This window comes from Bacillus sp. 0909A (assembly GCF_036765115.1).
GTDB classification, from domain to species: domain Bacteria; phylum Bacillota; class Bacilli; order Bacillales; family Bacillaceae; genus Bacillus; species Bacillus mojavensis.
Map to the genome: position 1 here is coordinate 65,619 of NZ_JBAIZU010000004.1, position 15,757 is coordinate 81,375.

15 protein-coding genes and 1 pseudogene are annotated in these 15,757 nt (G+C 45.8%); 5 read left to right on the forward strand and 11 right to left on the reverse strand.

The window, feature by feature from the left end:
* From acoA to V6D42_RS15255, 7 genes and pseudogenes are all read right to left on the reverse strand, one after another.
* Positions 1–1,002: an acetoin:2,6-dichlorophenolindophenol oxidoreductase subunit alpha gene (gene acoA / locus V6D42_RS15225; RefSeq protein WP_333513782.1), complete on the reverse strand. Its 1,002-nt coding sequence runs from the start codon at positions 1,000–1,002 to the stop codon at positions 1–3.
* A gap of 228 nt (positions 1,003–1,230) precedes the next feature.
* Positions 1,231–1,884, reverse strand: a pseudogene (locus tag V6D42_RS15230) (YfjL-like protein).
* A gap of 29 nt (positions 1,885–1,913) precedes the next feature.
* Positions 1,914–2,366 (reverse strand): DUF6884 domain-containing protein, encoded by a 453-nt coding sequence (locus V6D42_RS15235; RefSeq protein ID WP_333513783.1) that lies wholly within the window; start codon positions 2,364–2,366, stop codon positions 1,914–1,916.
* A 114-nt stretch (positions 2,367–2,480) separates the two neighbouring features.
* Positions 2,481–3,053 (reverse strand): GNAT family N-acetyltransferase, encoded by a 573-nt coding sequence (locus V6D42_RS15240; RefSeq protein ID WP_333513784.1) that lies wholly within the window; start codon positions 3,051–3,053, stop codon positions 2,481–2,483.
* A 265-nt stretch (positions 3,054–3,318) separates the two neighbouring features.
* The gene (locus V6D42_RS15245) at positions 3,319–4,305 is read right to left on the reverse strand and encodes a tRNA dihydrouridine synthase (protein WP_333513786.1); all 987 of its coding nucleotides are present in this window, start codon (positions 4,303–4,305) and stop codon (positions 3,319–3,321) included.
* Positions 4,306–4,633: 328 nt separating this feature from the next.
* The gene (rlmD, locus tag V6D42_RS15250; RefSeq protein WP_333513787.1) at positions 4,634–6,034 is read right to left on the reverse strand and encodes a 23S rRNA (uracil(1939)-C(5))-methyltransferase RlmD; all 1,401 of its coding nucleotides are present in this window, start codon (positions 6,032–6,034) and stop codon (positions 4,634–4,636) included.
* A 112-nt stretch (positions 6,035–6,146) separates the two neighbouring features.
* Complete coding sequence (locus tag V6D42_RS15255) at positions 6,147–7,010, reverse strand: DNA-3-methyladenine glycosylase family protein (RefSeq protein WP_333513788.1); 864 nt, start codon at positions 7,008–7,010, stop codon at positions 6,147–6,149.
* A gap of 117 nt (positions 7,011–7,127) precedes the next feature.
* On the opposite strand from V6D42_RS15255, the gene corA reads away from it, so the two are divergent.
* Together corA and V6D42_RS15265 are read left to right on the forward strand one after the other, a co-directional pair.
* Entirely contained in the window at positions 7,128–8,087 is a 960-nt protein-coding gene (gene corA, locus V6D42_RS15260; protein ID WP_010333404.1) for a magnesium/cobalt transporter CorA, read from the forward strand.
* Between the two features lie 99 nt (positions 8,088–8,186).
* Positions 8,187–9,050: an NAD(P)-dependent oxidoreductase gene (locus tag V6D42_RS15265; RefSeq protein ID WP_333513789.1), complete on the forward strand. Its 864-nt coding sequence runs from the start codon at positions 8,187–8,189 to the stop codon at positions 9,048–9,050.
* 35 nt (positions 9,051–9,085) lie between these two features.
* Here the strand turns inward: V6D42_RS15265 and pdaA are convergent, their stop codons facing one another.
* On the reverse strand, positions 9,086–9,877 hold the full coding sequence (gene pdaA, locus V6D42_RS15270) for a delta-lactam-biosynthetic de-N-acetylase (RefSeq protein ID WP_333513790.1): 792 nt from the start codon (positions 9,875–9,877) through the stop codon (positions 9,086–9,088).
* 99 nt (positions 9,878–9,976) lie between these two features.
* A complete protein-coding gene (locus V6D42_RS15275) occupies positions 9,977–10,162 on the reverse strand; it encodes an SE1561 family protein (protein ID WP_010333401.1) in 186 nt (61 codons plus the stop codon).
* A 145-nt stretch (positions 10,163–10,307) separates the two neighbouring features.
* Between V6D42_RS15275 and yfkAB the strand changes: the two genes are divergently transcribed.
* Positions 10,308–11,429, forward strand: coding sequence for a radical SAM/CxCxxxxC motif protein YfkAB (yfkAB, locus tag V6D42_RS15280; RefSeq protein WP_333513791.1), 1,122 nt, complete (start codon positions 10,308–10,310; stop codon positions 11,427–11,429).
* Entirely contained in the window at positions 11,430–12,272 is an 843-nt protein-coding gene (gene mscC, locus V6D42_RS15285) for a mechanosensitive ion channel protein MscC (RefSeq protein WP_333513792.1), read from the forward strand. It abuts the gene before it with no gap.
* A gap of 34 nt (positions 12,273–12,306) precedes the next feature.
* Here the strand turns inward: mscC and V6D42_RS15290 are convergent, their stop codons facing one another.
* Together V6D42_RS15290 and cax are read right to left on the reverse strand one after the other, a co-directional pair.
* The gene (locus V6D42_RS15290) at positions 12,307–13,101 is read right to left on the reverse strand and encodes a YfkD famly protein (RefSeq protein ID WP_326226352.1); all 795 of its coding nucleotides are present in this window, start codon (positions 13,099–13,101) and stop codon (positions 12,307–12,309) included.
* 70 nt (positions 13,102–13,171) lie between these two features.
* A complete protein-coding gene (gene cax, locus V6D42_RS15295) occupies positions 13,172–14,227 on the reverse strand; it encodes a calcium/proton exchanger (RefSeq protein ID WP_333513793.1) in 1,056 nt (351 codons plus the stop codon).
* Between the two features lie 167 nt (positions 14,228–14,394).
* Between cax and V6D42_RS15300 the strand changes: the two genes are divergently transcribed.
* Positions 14,395–15,570 (forward strand): MFS transporter, encoded by a 1,176-nt coding sequence (locus V6D42_RS15300; RefSeq protein WP_333513794.1) that lies wholly within the window; start codon positions 14,395–14,397, stop codon positions 15,568–15,570.
* The last annotated feature ends 187 nt before the right edge of the window (positions 15,571–15,757 follow it).

The following is a 15,757-nucleotide window of genomic DNA, read 5'->3' on the forward strand; positions in this document are numbered from 1 at the left end:
TTACATTCCTCCTTTTTCATATGAGACATATACATCTGTCAGCAGCTCTGATTCTTTCGGATATGGGCTGTCTTGGCTGAAGGAGACTGCTTTTTCAATTGCTTCATTCACGCTTTGTTCAATGTCTGCCAGTTTTTTTGCATCCGTCTCGTTTAACAGATAGTTTTTAAAGCCTTGTATAGCATCCTTTTCTTCAAGGTGCTCAGCTCTTTCATCCTTTGTTTTATAGGTTTGGGCATCTCCTTCGAAATGGCCGTAGTTTCGGTAGGTCATGCATTCAATTAAAGACGGGCCTCCGCCGTTTCTTGCTCGTTCAATTGCTTCCTCCGCTGCCTGGTAAACTGCTAAAATATCTTTTCCGTCCACGGTTACTCCCGGCATGTTATAGGCAACTGCCCGATCAGCGATTGAATCACAGGCTGACGCGTACTCAAATGTCGTGGCTTCGCCGTAGCCATTGTTTTCAGCTATAAACACAACTGGAAGGTTCCATACAGCCGCTAAGTTGAGGCCTTCATGGAAGGTTCCTTGGTTATTTGCTCCGTCTCCGAAAAAGCAAACGCTTACATTTTTAGTCTGTTTATATTTAGCCGTGAGCGCTGACCCGCATGCGAGCGTAAACCCGCCCCCGACGATTCCATTTGCCCCCAACATGCCTTTATCGAGATCAGCAATGTGCATCGATCCGCCTTTGCCTTTACAAAGCCCGGTCGCTTTCCCGAAAATTTCAGCCATCATGCCGTTCAGATCACAGCCCTTGGCGATACAATGGCCATGCCCTCTGTGTGTGCTTGTAATGCTGTCGCCATCATCTAAGTGAGCGCACACGCCTACAGCTACCGCTTCTTCACCAGCATACAAATGGACGAATCCGGGAAGCACTCCCTCTGCGAACAGTTCATGCACTTTGTCCTCAAAGCCCCTGATTTCCAGCATCTTTTGGTACATCCACAGCGCTTTTTCCTCAGTTAATGACAAGCCTTCTCGTTTTAACAGTTCCATTGTGTGTGCCTCCTTCTATTTAGGGTTCACGATAATACATGCAAGAAGTGTGCCAATCTTTGGAGCCCGTAAAATCAGCCCTCTCGTCTTCACACCGGAGACAGTTTGAGACGGGTGTCTCGTTTTGTCTCATACTGATTCATTTGTATCATTTTACAGATGCAAAAAAGACCGGATATCACCCGGCCTTTGACAATGTTCGACGTATTTATTTCCTTGGAAATTTTTTTAACTTCCCAGTTCCTCTGCATCGTTTGACTGAATCGCTGCTTTGGAAAGATAATCAATTGAATATTTGACATATCCGATACCGCCGTCCCCGTCCTTCTGCATGCAGTCTATCGTGCCGTTTGAGTATGTATACCCCTTTGCATTAAGCGTTTTTCTGACCGTTTCCGCCATCTTTGCGGCATCTGTTTTTGATAACCCGCTGGCGTCTAACTGAATCGTCATGCTCATAGGCGCTTTTTCAGCCAGCTGTTTGTTCCATTTTGTATCTAATGTGAACTGTCCGTTTTCGACACTCAAAACCGCATCAGCTTTTATGACTTGCGGAACCGCTTTTTTCAGATCTGCTTCGATTGCCTTCGATGCTACTTCATTTACATGCTTTGCTACTGATTCGGTATACGCTTCTTCAATTCCATCGCACGTTACTTTAGGATGGAGAAATCCCTTGGTACACAGGGTAGCGATGAGATTGGGTGTTTGCTTGGAATACATATTCAGAGGTTTTAGCGTTATATATCCCCTTCGCGATCTTCATTTCTTTTTCAGGATAGGTTTGTTTCACATAAGAGACAAGCTTCTGCTCTGCGGCATTTTTCGAAGTCCGCTTCCGAATACCGCAATGGCAAGCAAGCCAAACACAAGTTTTTTCATGTTCACACTCTTTTCTTCATATGTACGTGCTACAGTTCATGCTTTTCTTCAACAGCCCGATTCAATGCTTGAAGCATGTAGCCAATGCCTTTGTACGATGACAGTGGCCAGCTGATATGCTGGTGCTCGCCGATGACGGCGTTTAGGACACTTCGATATTTTTTCCCGCCAAGCATGACAAGCTCTTCGATGTCGGAAAAGCCTTTTTCGCAAAATTGGCGGCGGAGCTCCTGTGATGTCATGATCTCCGCATGACCGGTGCCAAAGGTCACATCGTAATTTCCTGATACAATATCATCAGGGCGAAGAAAGCCATGCTTCGCCGACAATATCACCCACTCATCGAAAAATGCTTTCGCATACCGCTCGCACGCCTGATGAAACGGGCTCAGATAAGCGTCCACCGCCCTTACCGGCCCCGCATCAGGCTGGACATCCCAGATTTTTTTCTTGCCGCAGGGGATGATGCATAGTCGTTTCATTTTTCTCTACCCCCTATTTCTGTTTCATATAATAGTTGAAATAATAAGTTCCCCTGTTTCATTTTGAATATCCTGGGCAATTAGTTTCTCACATTATTGTGAAAGAGGCATTAGTTAAAATTCATTTTTATCTTTTCTCAAATCAGATGTAAGATCTCCTTTGATCATTGAATACATATATAAATCTTCAAATCTACCACAAGCAAATTCATAATGTCTCAGCAAGCCCTCTCTGCTAAAACCTTGTTTTTCTACCAGTTTTATCGATGGGATATTAGAGGGTTCTATAAGCGCTTCAATTCTTTCCAGCTGCAAGCAGTTATACCCATATTTGACGACAGCCTCTAATGCTTCACTTACGATGCCTTTTCTCCAGTAATCTTTGCGCAATTCATACCCAACCTCAGCTCGATAATGTTTTGCGATTCTATTAAGAAATCCACAACTTCCTATGACGATGCCAGCATCTTTAAGTGTAATGCCCCATCTGATCCCTGTACCTTTTTCATATATGGTTGAATACCATCTAATCTCTTCACAAACATCACTAGTTGTTTCAAAGGGGTCTAACCCCATCGGCTTAACAACATCTTGATCTGAAAGATATGTTAGCATATCTTTGGCATCTTCCAATTCTACTTCTCTTAACAATAATCTTTTTGTTTCAATTATAGGAAATTCTTTCATCAAACTCCCCCTTCATTGCAGCCGCACCAGCCCCTATTATTACCATGTATTTTATCTTATCCTTTTCGATAAAAAAAGATAGCAAGGAAAATTGTCCCTGCTATCTTGATTCTTACAATTTTTAATTCCGCTACTTAACAGCTTCTCGGCAGTCTTTGAATATCGATATTTCTCGTGATAAAAATTTGCAGGAAGAATCCGGTTCAATACTGCATTTACACCAGTTTAATGTCCCGCTTCGCTTTCACCTTGATTTGGAACACTTCTACTGTGGCTCCACCCCATCAAGATACCTTCTCTCAAATTCATCGAGCAATGCCCGCACTTCATCCGTTGACTTTGTGTTCATGCATTGATTTCTTAATTCACTTGCGCCTCGGAACCCGCGGAGGTAGATCTTGAAAAAGCGAGGAAGAGGCTTGTACGGACGCGCTTCTAATGCTGAATATTTATCATGAAGATCCAGATGCAGCCTTAAAAGATCAAGCAATTCCTTACTGCTATGCTCTTTCGGCTCCTTTTCAAAGGCAAATGGATTTGTAAAAATACCGCGTCCAATCATAATCCCGTCTACACCGTATTGTTCAGCGAGCTTTAAGCCCGTTTCCCGGTCAGGGATATCCCCATTGATCGTCAAAAGGGTATCCGGTGCCACCTCGTCACGAAGTTTCTTAATCTCCGGGATGAGTTCCCAATGCGCATCTACTTTGCTCATTTCTGCTCTTGTACGCAAATGAATAGAAAGATTGGCAATATCCTGTTTCAAAATGTGTGTCAGCCAGTCGCGCCATTCGTCTACATCTGTGTAGCCAAGTCTTGTCTTCACGCTTACAGGCAATCCCCCTGCTTTTGCAGCTTGTATTAATTCTGCTGCAACTTCAGGACGGCAAATAAGGCCGCTTCCCTTTCCGTTCCCCGCCACATTAGGCACAGGGCAGCCCATATTGATATCTAGACCCTTAAATCCTAGCTCCGCCATGCCAATACTCATTTGGCGAAAGTTCTCAGGCTTGTCTCCCCATATATGAGCCACCATTGGCTGTTCATCCTCCGTGAAGGTCAAACGGCCGCGTACACTATCCTTCCCATCGGGGTGGCAATAGCTCTCCGAGTTTGTAAACTCTGTAAAAAATACATCCGGCCTGCCTGCTTCACTTACTACATGCCGGAAAACTACATCCGTTACATCTTCCATTGGAGCCAGTACAAAAAAAGGCCGTGGTAATTCACGCCAGAAATTATCTATCGTCATTCCATTCAAATCCTTTCATTATGGGATACCAACCCAAACCTTTATCCCAAAATTAAAAAGCTGACCAATCTTCTTTTACACTTATAGCATGCTTAAGCACTTCTTATCAAACGAAAGTAAATTTTGAACATTTACATCTTTACTAATAACATATAAAAAGCGACTAGAAAAGCAGTTTGAGTCATAGGGTTAGGTACATAATCCAAGTTTCAGTGTATGTTCCTGCAAATTTTCTTTCAATAGCTTGATTGGGCTGCGCATGAAAAAGACCTGGAAATCGGAATTGTTTATTTTACCGAAATCCAGATCTGATTAGGAATTGTTTATTTTAGTTAGACGATTTCAATACAAGCTTCGCCACTGCTTCCACATGAGCCGTCTGCGGAAACATATCCATAGGCTGAATATATTCCACGCGATAGTCTTTCGACAGCGCCTGCAAATCCTTCGCAAGCGTGGATGGATTGCAGGAAACGTAGACAAAGCGTTTCGGTTTGACTTTTTTGATCGTGTCTAGGAACGTAGTGTCACAGCCGGTTCTTGGCGGGTCAACGATGACGACGTCCGGGCGGAAGCCTTCTTTCGTCCATTTCGGGAGCCAGTACTCGGCTGTTCCTGTTACGTACGTGGCGTTTGTCATACCGTGTTTTTTGGCATTTTTCTTGGCATCGTCAATTGATTCTTTGATGACGTCCATGCCGCGGACTTCCTTCGCTCCGTCCGCCACCCACATGCCGATGGTGCCGACGCCGCAATACGCGTCAACGACTTTTTCTTTCCCGGTCAGCTGCGCCGCTTTTTTCACTTCGTCATACAGCTTGACGGTTTGCTCCGGATTGAGCTGGAAGAAGGCGCGGGCGCTTAATTCAAAAGATACGTCGCCGAGCACTTCTTGAATCACGGTATGTCCGGCGAGGGGTTTTGATTTCTCACCGAAAATAACAGAGGTTTTCGCTCCGTTTACATTTTGAATAATGGATTTCACCTCAGGCAGGCGCTTTTGGATCGCTTTGACGATTTCTTCCTTGTGCGGAAGCGTATCTTTTGCTGTGACAAGCACGACCTGCACTTCGCCTGTTTCAAAGCCGACTCTCGTCACGATCGTGCGAACGTCGCCTTTTCGTTTTCTTTCATTATAAACAGACACATTGAAGTCCTCTAAAATACGGCGGACGATGCCTGTTGTTTTGTTGGTTGCCGGATGCTGGACGATGCAGTCTTTGATCGGCACGATATCATGAGAATCAAGGCCGTATAAGCCGGCAATGATGCTGCCGCTTTGTGAGCGTCCGATCTGGAATTGGCTTTTGTTACGGTAGTTCCATGGGTTGTCCATGCCGACCGTTTCTCTGATATCCATGTTTTCGACTTTGAACTTCGTATGGCGCTCCAGAGACTGGATGACGATGTCGCGCTTTTCCCGAAGCTGCTGGCTGTATGCAAGATGCTGAAGCTGACAGCCGCCGCACTGCTCGTAGACAGGGCAAGGCGGTGCTACCCGATGCTCCGAAGCCTTGCGAATGTTCTTGATCCGTCCCTCCGAAAACTTCGGCTGCACTTTCGTCGCTTGGACGACAACCTCTTCACCTGGAAGCGCGCCGGGCACGAATACGACTTTTTTCTTGAAATAGCCGACGCCTTCCCCGTTAATCCCGAGACGTTTAATCGTCAGCGGAAAGGTCTGTCCGACTTTCAATTCGACGGGCGCCTTTTTGTTTTGTTGGTTCACGTTGTTCTCTCCGTTTCTATATGAAGCTTTCTGCAAGTAACAGAAAGTGAAATGTTTTTTCACATCTTTCTAGTATAACACGTTTGCACGATTTCCTTCATTGTGAGACGAATTATTCTATACTTCTCCACAAATACAAAGACGCATAGCTTAAATAAGGCTCCCACTCCTTGCTCATCGCCAGCATGACGTCCTTTGCCGGCTTATCGTCCAGTTGAAAATGGCGTTTGATCGCGTTCTGGAGTCCGATATCAGCAAGCGGGAATAAATTAGGGCGTCCTAGTCCGAACATGAGGACGTTTTGCACGGTCCATGGGCCGATGCCTCTGATTTTGATCAGTTTCTTCATGATGTCTTCATCTGTCATTTGGGGCAGCTCTGACAAGTCGAGCGTGCCTTCGGCGATCATTCGCGACGTATCAATGGCGTATTCCGCTTTTCGCATGCTGAATTGCAAATCGCGCAGATCTTGATAATCCAGCGCCGCAATCGTTTCCGGCTTCGGATAGCACCACACCCCGTCCTTCTGCTCGCCGAACGTATGAACAAACCGTTCTGTCAAGGTGTACGCAAAAGATAGATTGAGCTGCTGGTGCACAATGCATTTCATGATACAGTTGTACACGCTGTAGTCCAATACAAGCGGCGTGCCTGCATGCTCTTCAAAAATCGCGGAAAGATTCGTTTTAGAGAAATGATCTAGGACATGCCGCAAATCATGTTCCCATTGAAAAATCCGCTTGATTTCCTTCATCATGTCTTCCTGCTCTGTTTCCCCGCTGACGAGAAACTCGGGCTCGTCCGCATCGCCTAAAGCCTGCACCTTCACTATACATACGTCACCGGTCTTATTTCTGATCGGCACTCTTATGTCCCGTGCTTTCAGATCAACTGCATTCAAAGGGTCTAACGCCAGCCTGTCGAGCACACGGTCAAAATGGTACGGCGGTGTGACCGATACTTTTTCTTTCCACATATGATCAGCCCTTTTTCCGTTTTTGTTCAGTATACCACGCCGCTGGAAACCGGCAGAAAACACTGTATACTTTTCTGAAAAAGGCCGCATGATATAATGGCAGGTGGAGGGTTGTTTATGATCAACATTACCGCTATCACAACACAGCATCAGCTTTTAAAAAATATACCGATCGAACGGGTTGAACAGCCGGATATTGCGTGGTACTGGGTTGATTTTTACGGCCCGGAGGAAACAGAAACCGCGTTATTGAGAGATTTTTTTCATTTTCATCCGCTTGCGATTGAAGATTGTTTTCAGCATATGCAGCGCCCGAAGCTTGACCATTACGACGGCTATCGCTTTTACGTGCTTCATGCGCTGAATCAGGAAACGCTTGAGACCGAAGAAGTCGATATCTTTCAGGGCGAAAAATTTGTCGTCACCTTTCATTTACACGAAACGCCCGGTATCGCCAAAGTCCGGGAGCGTTTATATGCTTCACCGGATCTGTTAAAAAAAGGGCCGGGGCATATTTCTTATATGATTATGGATCAGCTTGTTGATGAATATTTTCCTCTGGTGTACAAAATAGAAGACCGGCTGAATGAGATTGAAGACAGCCGCAGCCATAAAACGTACGGAACGCTGATGAGTGAGGTGTTTGAGCTCAGAACAGACCTATTGCATCTCAGGCGGACCATTATTCCGATGCGTGATTTGCTGTATCGGATTTTAAGTCTTGACCATTTGAAAGACCAGCGTGAAACAAAGGCATACTTCAGTGATATTTACGATCATTTATTAAAGCTTTCAGAAATTGTGGAATCTAACCGTGACATGACGTCCGATTTGCGTGACAGCTACGTGACACTGAATTCCAACCGCATGAATGCGATTATGATGACATTGACCATCGTGTCTACGATATTTATCCCGCTCACGTTTATCGCCGGCGTTTACGGCATGAACTTCGACAACATGCCGGAGCTTCACTGGGAATACGGATATTACGCCGTGCTTGGCCTGATGGCCGCCCTTGTGATCGGCATGCTGATATGGTTTGTACATAAAGGATGGTTCAACATCTTTAAATGAGGACAGCGTGAAGCTGTTCTTTTTATTTTGGTAAGCCGATTTCCAGCATATCCTGTTCGTTTTGTATATAATGAAAAAAATGTTCAGGGAGTGATCAGATTGAAAATCGCTGTGATCGGACTTGGCAATATGGGACAGCCCATTGCCCGAAACGTGCTACAAGCAGGCTATCGTTTGACAGTATACAATCGGACGAAAGAAAAGACGGAGGAATTTGCATCCCAAGGCGCCCAAGTGGCAGAAACGCCGCGCCAGGCGGCTGAGACCGCTGATATCGTCGTGACAATGCTTTCTGATGACAATTCTGTCAGCGCTGTGACATTCGGCAAAGATGGATTAATTGAAGGATTATCAGAGAATGGGATTCACATTTCGATGAGCACGATCAGTGTTGAGTTCTCAGAAAAGCTCGCGGCCGCCCATGCGGAAAAAGGACAATCCTTTATCGCCGCTCCTGTGCTGGGAAGACCAGATGCCGCAGCAAACGCAGCGCTTCGGATAATTGCGGCAGGACCCGCGGATGCAAAAAAAACAGCAAAGCCTCTGCTCGAAAGCTTGAGTCAGCAAGTGTTTGACGTCGGCGAAGAAAGCAAAACAGCAAACGCAGCGAAAATCAGCATCAATTTCCTGCTCGTATCCATGCTGGAGGCGTTATCTGAATCATTCCTGATGATGGAGAAATACGGATTAGAGCAAAAGCAATTTTTAGACATCGCCAACGCGCTTTTCAGCTCCCCTGTATATCAAAATTACGGAACGATCATGGCCGAGCAAAAATTTGAGCCGGCGGGCTTTAAAATGTCATTAGGCTTGAAGGACACCAATCTGGCGCTCGCCGCCGCGGAGCAGGTCTCCGTCAAGCTCCCTCTTGCCGAGCTGGCGAAGAGCCATTTTGAAAACGGTATTGAAAAAGGGCTTGGAGACCTAGATTGGGCCGCTTTAATAACATGCATAGAAAAATAGAAAGAAGCCTCTCCATTGCGGAGAGGCTTTCTTGTTTACAAAGACGGCAGCTTCATTTCTTTCTCAAACATCAAGTCATCAATGCTTTTAAAGGTATAGCCTTGTTTTTTCAGATCGGTAATCGCATCGTCCAGCGCCTCGGCATTGTCCTTAGAGACAGTGTGAAGCAGGTAAATCGCTCCCGGATGCGCCTGTTTGATCATGTGATCGTAAGCGTATTTTTTCCCTTTTTGATGATTGATTTTCCAGTCGACAAAAGCGACGGACCAGAAAACGGTTTGATAGCCCATGCGTTTCGTTTCTTTCAGCACGTATTCACTGAACACGCCGCGCGGCGGCCGTAAGTACAGATTGTCCTGCTTTCCCGTGATCTTATAAACCTCTTCGTTGACTGAATCGAGCTCGTCCTGAATTTGGTCAGCGGTTTTTGTCGTCAGATCTGGATGGTGAAAGGAGTGGTTACCGATGATATGCCCTTCATCCGACATCCGTTTGATCAGCTCGGGCTGATCTTTCACGAAATGCCCGGTGACAAAAAACGTTCCTGTCACGTGATGTTTTTTTAAGACATCAAGCACTTTTGGCGTATAGCCATTTTCATAGCCGTTATCAAACGTTAAATAAATTGTTTTTTCTTTTGTATTGCCTAAATAAAACGCGTCATATTTATCAATTAAGTTGTTCAGCTGTTTTCCCGCATCTGGCGGCTGATGGTTAACGCTTCGCTTAAAGCCCCAATTAATCGGCTCATTCGGTACCGCATCTGCCTGTTTTGCTCCTGCTGCAAGCAGGACGGCGGCGCAGCATATTGCACACATCCACTTCATGGCCAGCGCTCCTTCTGCATTTTTTCTTATTTTACAGAAAGGCGCTCCATTTTATACTGACGCTTTATGCCAATATAAAAAACCGCGGCAAGCGCGGTTTTATTCCCAGTCTTTTTTAAATCGTTCATATTTGGCTTCCAGGTCATCCAGCATGCCGATGAGCCTATCTATATCTTCTACGTCTGTTGCTTCAGGGTCTAATGAATCAATGACGTTCATAAACATGTCTAGTCTGTTCTTTAAATAATCAAGCTGCTGATCTTTATTGTTTACTGCGTTCCCCATTCTACGCCTCCATTCATTTTTTATCATGGTAGCTCATTTTTTGCTGTTTTTCAATCGCCCCGCTACTTGCGATCTTGGCAAATCAGGTCTAAAATTAACTGTTGGCAGCGTTAGTATGCCCCATTTATAAAGGAGTTAGATAGTCATGACACAAAACACGAAGCTGCGTCCGATTACACCTGAGTTCGACCCTTGGGAAGCCTATATGGATGTCGACCAGTATGGAGATATGCAGCTGACGAACGTTGAATTCACAACGACGACACTGTGCAATATGAGATGCGAGCATTGCGCTGTCGGCTATACATTGCAGCCCAAAGACCCGAATGCTCTCCCAATAGATCTTCTGTTAAAACGGCTGGAGGAAATTCCCCTCCTCAGATCCATCAGTATTACAGGCGGAGAGCCGATGCTTTCATTAAAATCCGTAAAGGAATATGTCGTGCCGTTAATGAAATACGCCCACGAACGCGGGGTGCGGACCCAAATCAATTCAAACCTGACTCTCGATATCGAGCGATACGAATGGATTATTCCGTATCTTGATGTGTTACATATTTCTCATAACTGGGGAACGGTTGAAGAGTTTGCGGAAATCGGTTTCGCTATGATGGACAGAAAACCGACCTTCGAGCAGCGCGCGCGCTATTTTGATAAAATGATCGAAAACAGCCGCAAGCTAGTGGATGCCGGAGTGATGGTATCAGCGGAAACGATGCTGAACAAACGCACACTTCCGCATATTGAGCATATTCACCGCCAAATCACAGAAGATATGAAATGTCAGCGCCATGAAGTCCATCCGATGTATCCGAGTGATTTTGCGAGCGCCCTCGAATCTCTCAGTCTGAAGGACATGAGACAGGCCATTCACCGCTTGCTGGATATTCGTGATGAAAAGACATGGATGCTGTTCGGAACACTGCCGTTTTACGCATGCAGTCCCAATGAAGAGGATCAAGAGCTGCTGCGCCGGCTTCGTACGGCGAAAAACGTGACAGTGAGAAATGACCCTGACGGCCGGTCGCGCCTGAATGTCAATATTTTTGACGGAAATATTATCGTGACGGACTTTGGCGATACACCGCCGCTCGGCAATATACAAACGGACAGCCTGCCTTCCGCCTACCAAAAGTGGAGAGAAACAAAGCTGGCCAAAGAGCTGAACTGCCACTGCCCGAATGTCCGGTGTCTCGGACCAAACGTACTCGTCAAAAACAGCTACTACCAGGATACAGATTTTTCAAAACGTCAAGCCAGGAGTTAGATGCGGATGGAAGAAACACTTACGGAGATTTTTCAGAATAAAATCGTTGATATTCTCCTTGTCGCCGTTATTTTGTGGATCGGTGTCTTTATCATTAACCGATTGGTACAGTTATTTTTCAAACGAACGGACTTTATTGAAGAAAAAAAAGAGAAGACCATCGAAAGCCTTGTCCGTTCTATCACCCAATATACGGCGACAATTGGTTTTATCTTTTATGTTATTTCTTTATTTGTGCATGATTTCGGCAAGATTTTAGCCGGGGCGGGTGTAGCCGGTATCGTCATCGGTTTTGGCGCCCAATCGCTGATTAAGGATGTGCTGGCGGGTGTGTTTTTAATTTATGAACGCCAGCTGCACAAAGGCGATTATGTGACGGTAAACAATTTATTTAACGGCACTGTCGAAGAAATTGGCCTGCGCTCGCTGCAAATCCGCGAGTGGAGCGGAAAACTGCTCACCATCAGCAATGGTGAGGTCAGACAGATAGAAAATTATAATATCGATTTTATGCGGATTACCGAATCCTTTCTCATCAGCTTTAAAGAAGATCCAGACCGTGTATACAGTGTGCTTGAGGAAGCTTGTGACATGCTGAATGAAGAGCTTCGCGATTCACTGAAGCGGGATGAATTCGGAAACCCGACAGAGCCTTTTCAAATACACGGCATTACCGCTTTGAATAAAATCAACCGCGGGGTTGAATTTACCGTGAAGGGCATGGTGCGGGATGAAGATTATTTCAGCGCCAGCCTTGCCGCCAGACGGGTTCTCGTTCGCCAGCTGTACCAAAACAATGTTCAAATGCTTGAGGAAGCGGTAAGAATCGAAAGAACCCAATAAAAAAACTGATTCCATAATGGAATCAGTTTTTTATTTATCTTGGCTGTGAGGAAAGCTGGAAGCTAAACGTGACATGGTCTTGAACCGGAATCCACGCGCCGATTCCCTGTGACGTGACATTTTTCACAACAAGTTTTCGTTTATTGCCTTTGAGCACTAAATAGACTTCTCCGTAAGTCACTTTCCCTTTTTCGTTCACAGCCGGAGCATATGCGTTTAAATAACCAAGCTTTTTCGGAGCGACTTTATAAATTTGATCTCGTTTTGTTCCCGCTCCGATGACCGTTTCAAATGCAAGCGGAAGATTTGTTTTTTCCATCGCCTTCAGCATCATCATGCTTTTGACGTCTTCCGAGTTTGGAACTTTTGCTGTCAGGCCGCCCATTACTTTATATTGCTGCTCTTGAGCGTAATGCATTTCAGCCGTTTGTTTTCCGCCGCGGTTATCCGAACGGTTAGTATTGATTTTTTTATATTCCCAGTTGGCGACCGTTTCATTCGATTCATATCCGAGCGCCCATTTCCCGAGAAATATTGTGGCCCGGTAGCCGACCGCAAGCGGTGTGCCAGAGACCGTAGACTCGTTCAGCATTTTGATGAGGTGCGGATTTTGGATCTGTACCTCTGATGAATTCAGCAGTTCCTTAGCCAGCTTGCTCGGCTGAAGCATCGGCTGATCCTGTGAAGCATTCGGATATGTGTTTTCCTTCGAGATGCTTGCTACAGAATTAGGCACCTTAAACTGCTTTTTCGCGTGGATGGGCTGAACGCCGAAAAAACTAAAGAATAACAACACAATAAGTGTGGAATGAAATAGCTTTTTCATCATATCACTCTTTCTATGGCATTTTCCCTTAGTCTTTTCTTCCCGCTTTGTTGTTATCCATCATTTTTTTAGGTTAAAGAAGGAAAAAGCCGATCGCCATAATGACATAAGCCGCTAACAGCGTAGCACCTTCAAACCAGTTAGAATCACCATCATTCGAAATGGCAATCATTAAGAGAACGGAAGATACCATCGCGACAAGCTCCGGCAGTGTAAAGACAAGCGGCATGCTTACCGGGAAAAAGATAGAGCAGATCACGAGAACCGGCGCGACAAACATGGCAATCTGCAAAGTGGAGCCGACAGCGATCTCCACCGCAATGTCCATTTTGTTTTTATAAGCCATGATAATCGCTGAAGCGTGTTCCGCCGCATTACCGACAATCGCAACGATGATGACCCCGATAAACAGCTCACTCCAGCCAAACTGTTCAGCAACCGAGTGGAATGTGTGCACCAGGTTTTCGGATATGTACGCCACGACAATTGTTGCCGCAAACAAGACGAGCGTGGCAACCTTCCCTGACCATTCCGGCTGCTCCTCTTCCTCTGGCTTGACAGCATTTTTTGGCTGATATACACCGCGGTGCGTAACAAGCTTAAAGTACAGAGCCGCCACATATAACAGAATCAAAATGATGCTGATGCCGATGCTTAAATTAAGCTTGCTTGTATCCCCCATTCCAATCGAAAACACCTCAGGAATTACGAAAGCCACAATAATGGCGAAAATCAAAAGCCCGGAATTATGACGCGCGTCATGGATATTAAACTCCTGCCGCTTGTATTTTAAACCGCCGACAAAAAACGATAAGCCGGCAACCAGCAGGAGATTTCCAAGCACGGAACCGGTTAAAGAAGCAAGCACGATGCCGGTGAGGCCTTCCTTTAATGCAAATAGCGAGATAATCAGCTCAACCGCATTCCCGAAGGTGGCGTTCAACAGACCGCCGATCCGCGGCCCGGCAATAATGGACAGCGATTCTGTCGCTCTTCCCATATAGCTTGCCAGAGCAATAATCGTTACACAATAGACTGCAAAGAGAATGGCAGAAGGCCAATGCATCAAACTGCCGATAACAGACAGCGGGACACCCGCCGCCACTAATATAAAAAAGATACGATTCATAGTGAATTGACTCCTTTTGTATGACTTGTTTTATGTTTATTCTTCACAAAAATCATCATGATTACACGAGGTCAAATGTTTACGGGCGATTTAGGCTTTTTTCAGGTTGCCGGCTTTTGGAAATCGGTGTACGATCAACATAGATCTCACAAAGGAGAACAGACACGATGTCACGAAAGCATTTTTTTATTCTGGTTTTGCTTGTTTCCATATCCGGATTTTCACAAGGCATGCTACTGCCCGTCATCTCGATTATTTTTGAAACAAATGGTGAATCAGCGGCGATCAACGGCCTGCATGCGACCGGACTGTACATCGGAGTGCTATTGGCTTCTCCGTTTATGGAGGCTCTGCTTAGAAAACTGGGCTTCAAACCGCTGATTGTCATGGGCGGAAGCATCGTCATTTTAAGCTTGTTCGGGTTCATTTGGCTTCAGTCGGTTTGGGTGTGGTTTCTGCTTCGTCTTTTCATCGGGATCGGCGACCATATGCTTCATTTTTCGACACAAACGTGGGTGACCTCCATGTCGTCAAAGCAAAACCGCGGGAGAAATCTTTCCATTTACGGACTCTCCTTTGGCCTTGGTTTTGCTGCGGGTCCGTTTATGGTTCCGCTTGTAAAGCTGAGTCCGGCACTGCCTTTTATCGTGTCAGGCTGCATCAGTTTGCTTGCGTGGCTGTTTGTTTTCTTGCTACAAAATGCATACCCGGAAACCAGCCCTCATGAAACCAAATCAGACAATAGTTTCAGACGCTTTTACCAGGCTATGCTGTTTGCATGGGTTGCGTTTATGCCTACGTTCGGGTACGGATTTCTGGAGACAGCATTAAACGGCAGCTTTCCTGTATATGCGCTGCGTCTGGGTTTATCTGTGGACGCCGTCGCTTTGATTCTTCCTGCATTTGCGATCGGGAGCATTATTTTTCAATTCCCGCTCGGCATTCTCAGCGATAAGTACGGAAGACGGAATGTGCTGCTAGTGATTTTGCTGGCGGGGGCCTTTTGTTTTCTCATCGCAGGCGTGTTCCCGTTTCCTTATGTGATCGGCTGCTGCTTCTTTATTGCGGGCATGGCAGTCGGGTCAACCTTTACACTCGGCATCAGCTTTATGACAGACCTTCTTCCGTCCCACCTGCTGCCGGCGGGGAATTTGCTTTGCGGCATTTCATTCAGTCTCGGCAGCATTTTCGGGCCGATTGCGGGCGGCTGGTATATGCAAACCTTCGAAAGCGCTAACTTGTTTTATTTGATTACCCTCATTCTGGCCGCTGTCTGGCTCGCTATTGCTTTAGGCAAACCGAAAAGCTGGCCCGCGGCTGAGACCTATTCTTCCTCTTCATAGAAAAAGCCTCCTGACATCATGTCAGGAGGCGCTTTTGTTCTAATGATAGCCGTTTTGTCCGTTGGCACTTCCGCTAGTTTTTTGACTCGATTTGCTCTTTGAGTTCTGTTTGTTATGGCTTCCGCCTTTTTTCGTATGCTTTGTCATCACGTATAGCCCCCCGGATCATTTTTGAACTATAGTTCCT

What these genes read in the sequence shown, in the direction of transcription:
- acoA (WP_333513782.1), bottom strand. Translation starts at nt 1,002, where the DNA reads ATGGAACTGTTAAAACGAGAAGGCTTGTCATTAACTGAGGAAAAAGCG.
- V6D42_RS15235 (WP_333513783.1), bottom strand. Translation starts at nt 2,366, where the DNA reads ATGAAACGACTATGCATCATCCCCTGCGGCAAGAAAAAAATCTGGGAT.
- V6D42_RS15240 (WP_333513784.1), bottom strand. Translation starts at nt 3,053, where the DNA reads ATGAAAGAATTTCCTATAATTGAAACAAAAAGATTATTGTTAAGAGAA.
- V6D42_RS15245 (WP_333513786.1), bottom strand. Translation starts at nt 4,305, where the DNA reads ATGACGATAGATAATTTCTGGCGTGAATTACCACGGCCTTTTTTTGTA.
- V6D42_RS15255 (WP_333513788.1), bottom strand. Translation starts at nt 7,010, where the DNA reads ATGTGGAAAGAAAAAGTATCGGTCACACCGCCGTACCATTTTGACCGT.
- corA (WP_010333404.1), top strand. Translation starts at nt 7,128, where the DNA reads ATGATCAACATTACCGCTATCACAACACAGCATCAGCTTTTAAAAAAT.
- pdaA (WP_333513790.1), bottom strand. Translation starts at nt 9,877, where the DNA reads ATGAAGTGGATGTGTGCAATATGCTGCGCCGCCGTCCTGCTTGCAGCA.
- V6D42_RS15275 (WP_010333401.1), bottom strand. Translation starts at nt 10,162, where the DNA reads ATGGGGAACGCAGTAAACAATAAAGATCAGCAGCTTGATTATTTAAAG.
- yfkAB (WP_333513791.1), top strand. Translation starts at nt 10,308, where the DNA reads ATGACACAAAACACGAAGCTGCGTCCGATTACACCTGAGTTCGACCCT.
- mscC (WP_333513792.1), top strand. Translation starts at nt 11,430, where the DNA reads ATGCGGATGGAAGAAACACTTACGGAGATTTTTCAGAATAAAATCGTT.
- V6D42_RS15290 (WP_326226352.1), bottom strand. Translation starts at nt 13,101, where the DNA reads ATGATGAAAAAGCTATTTCATTCCACACTTATTGTGTTGTTATTCTTT.
- cax (WP_333513793.1), bottom strand. Translation starts at nt 14,227, where the DNA reads ATGAATCGTATCTTTTTTATATTAGTGGCGGCGGGTGTCCCGCTGTCT.
- V6D42_RS15300 (WP_333513794.1), top strand. Translation starts at nt 14,395, where the DNA reads ATGTCACGAAAGCATTTTTTTATTCTGGTTTTGCTTGTTTCCATATCC.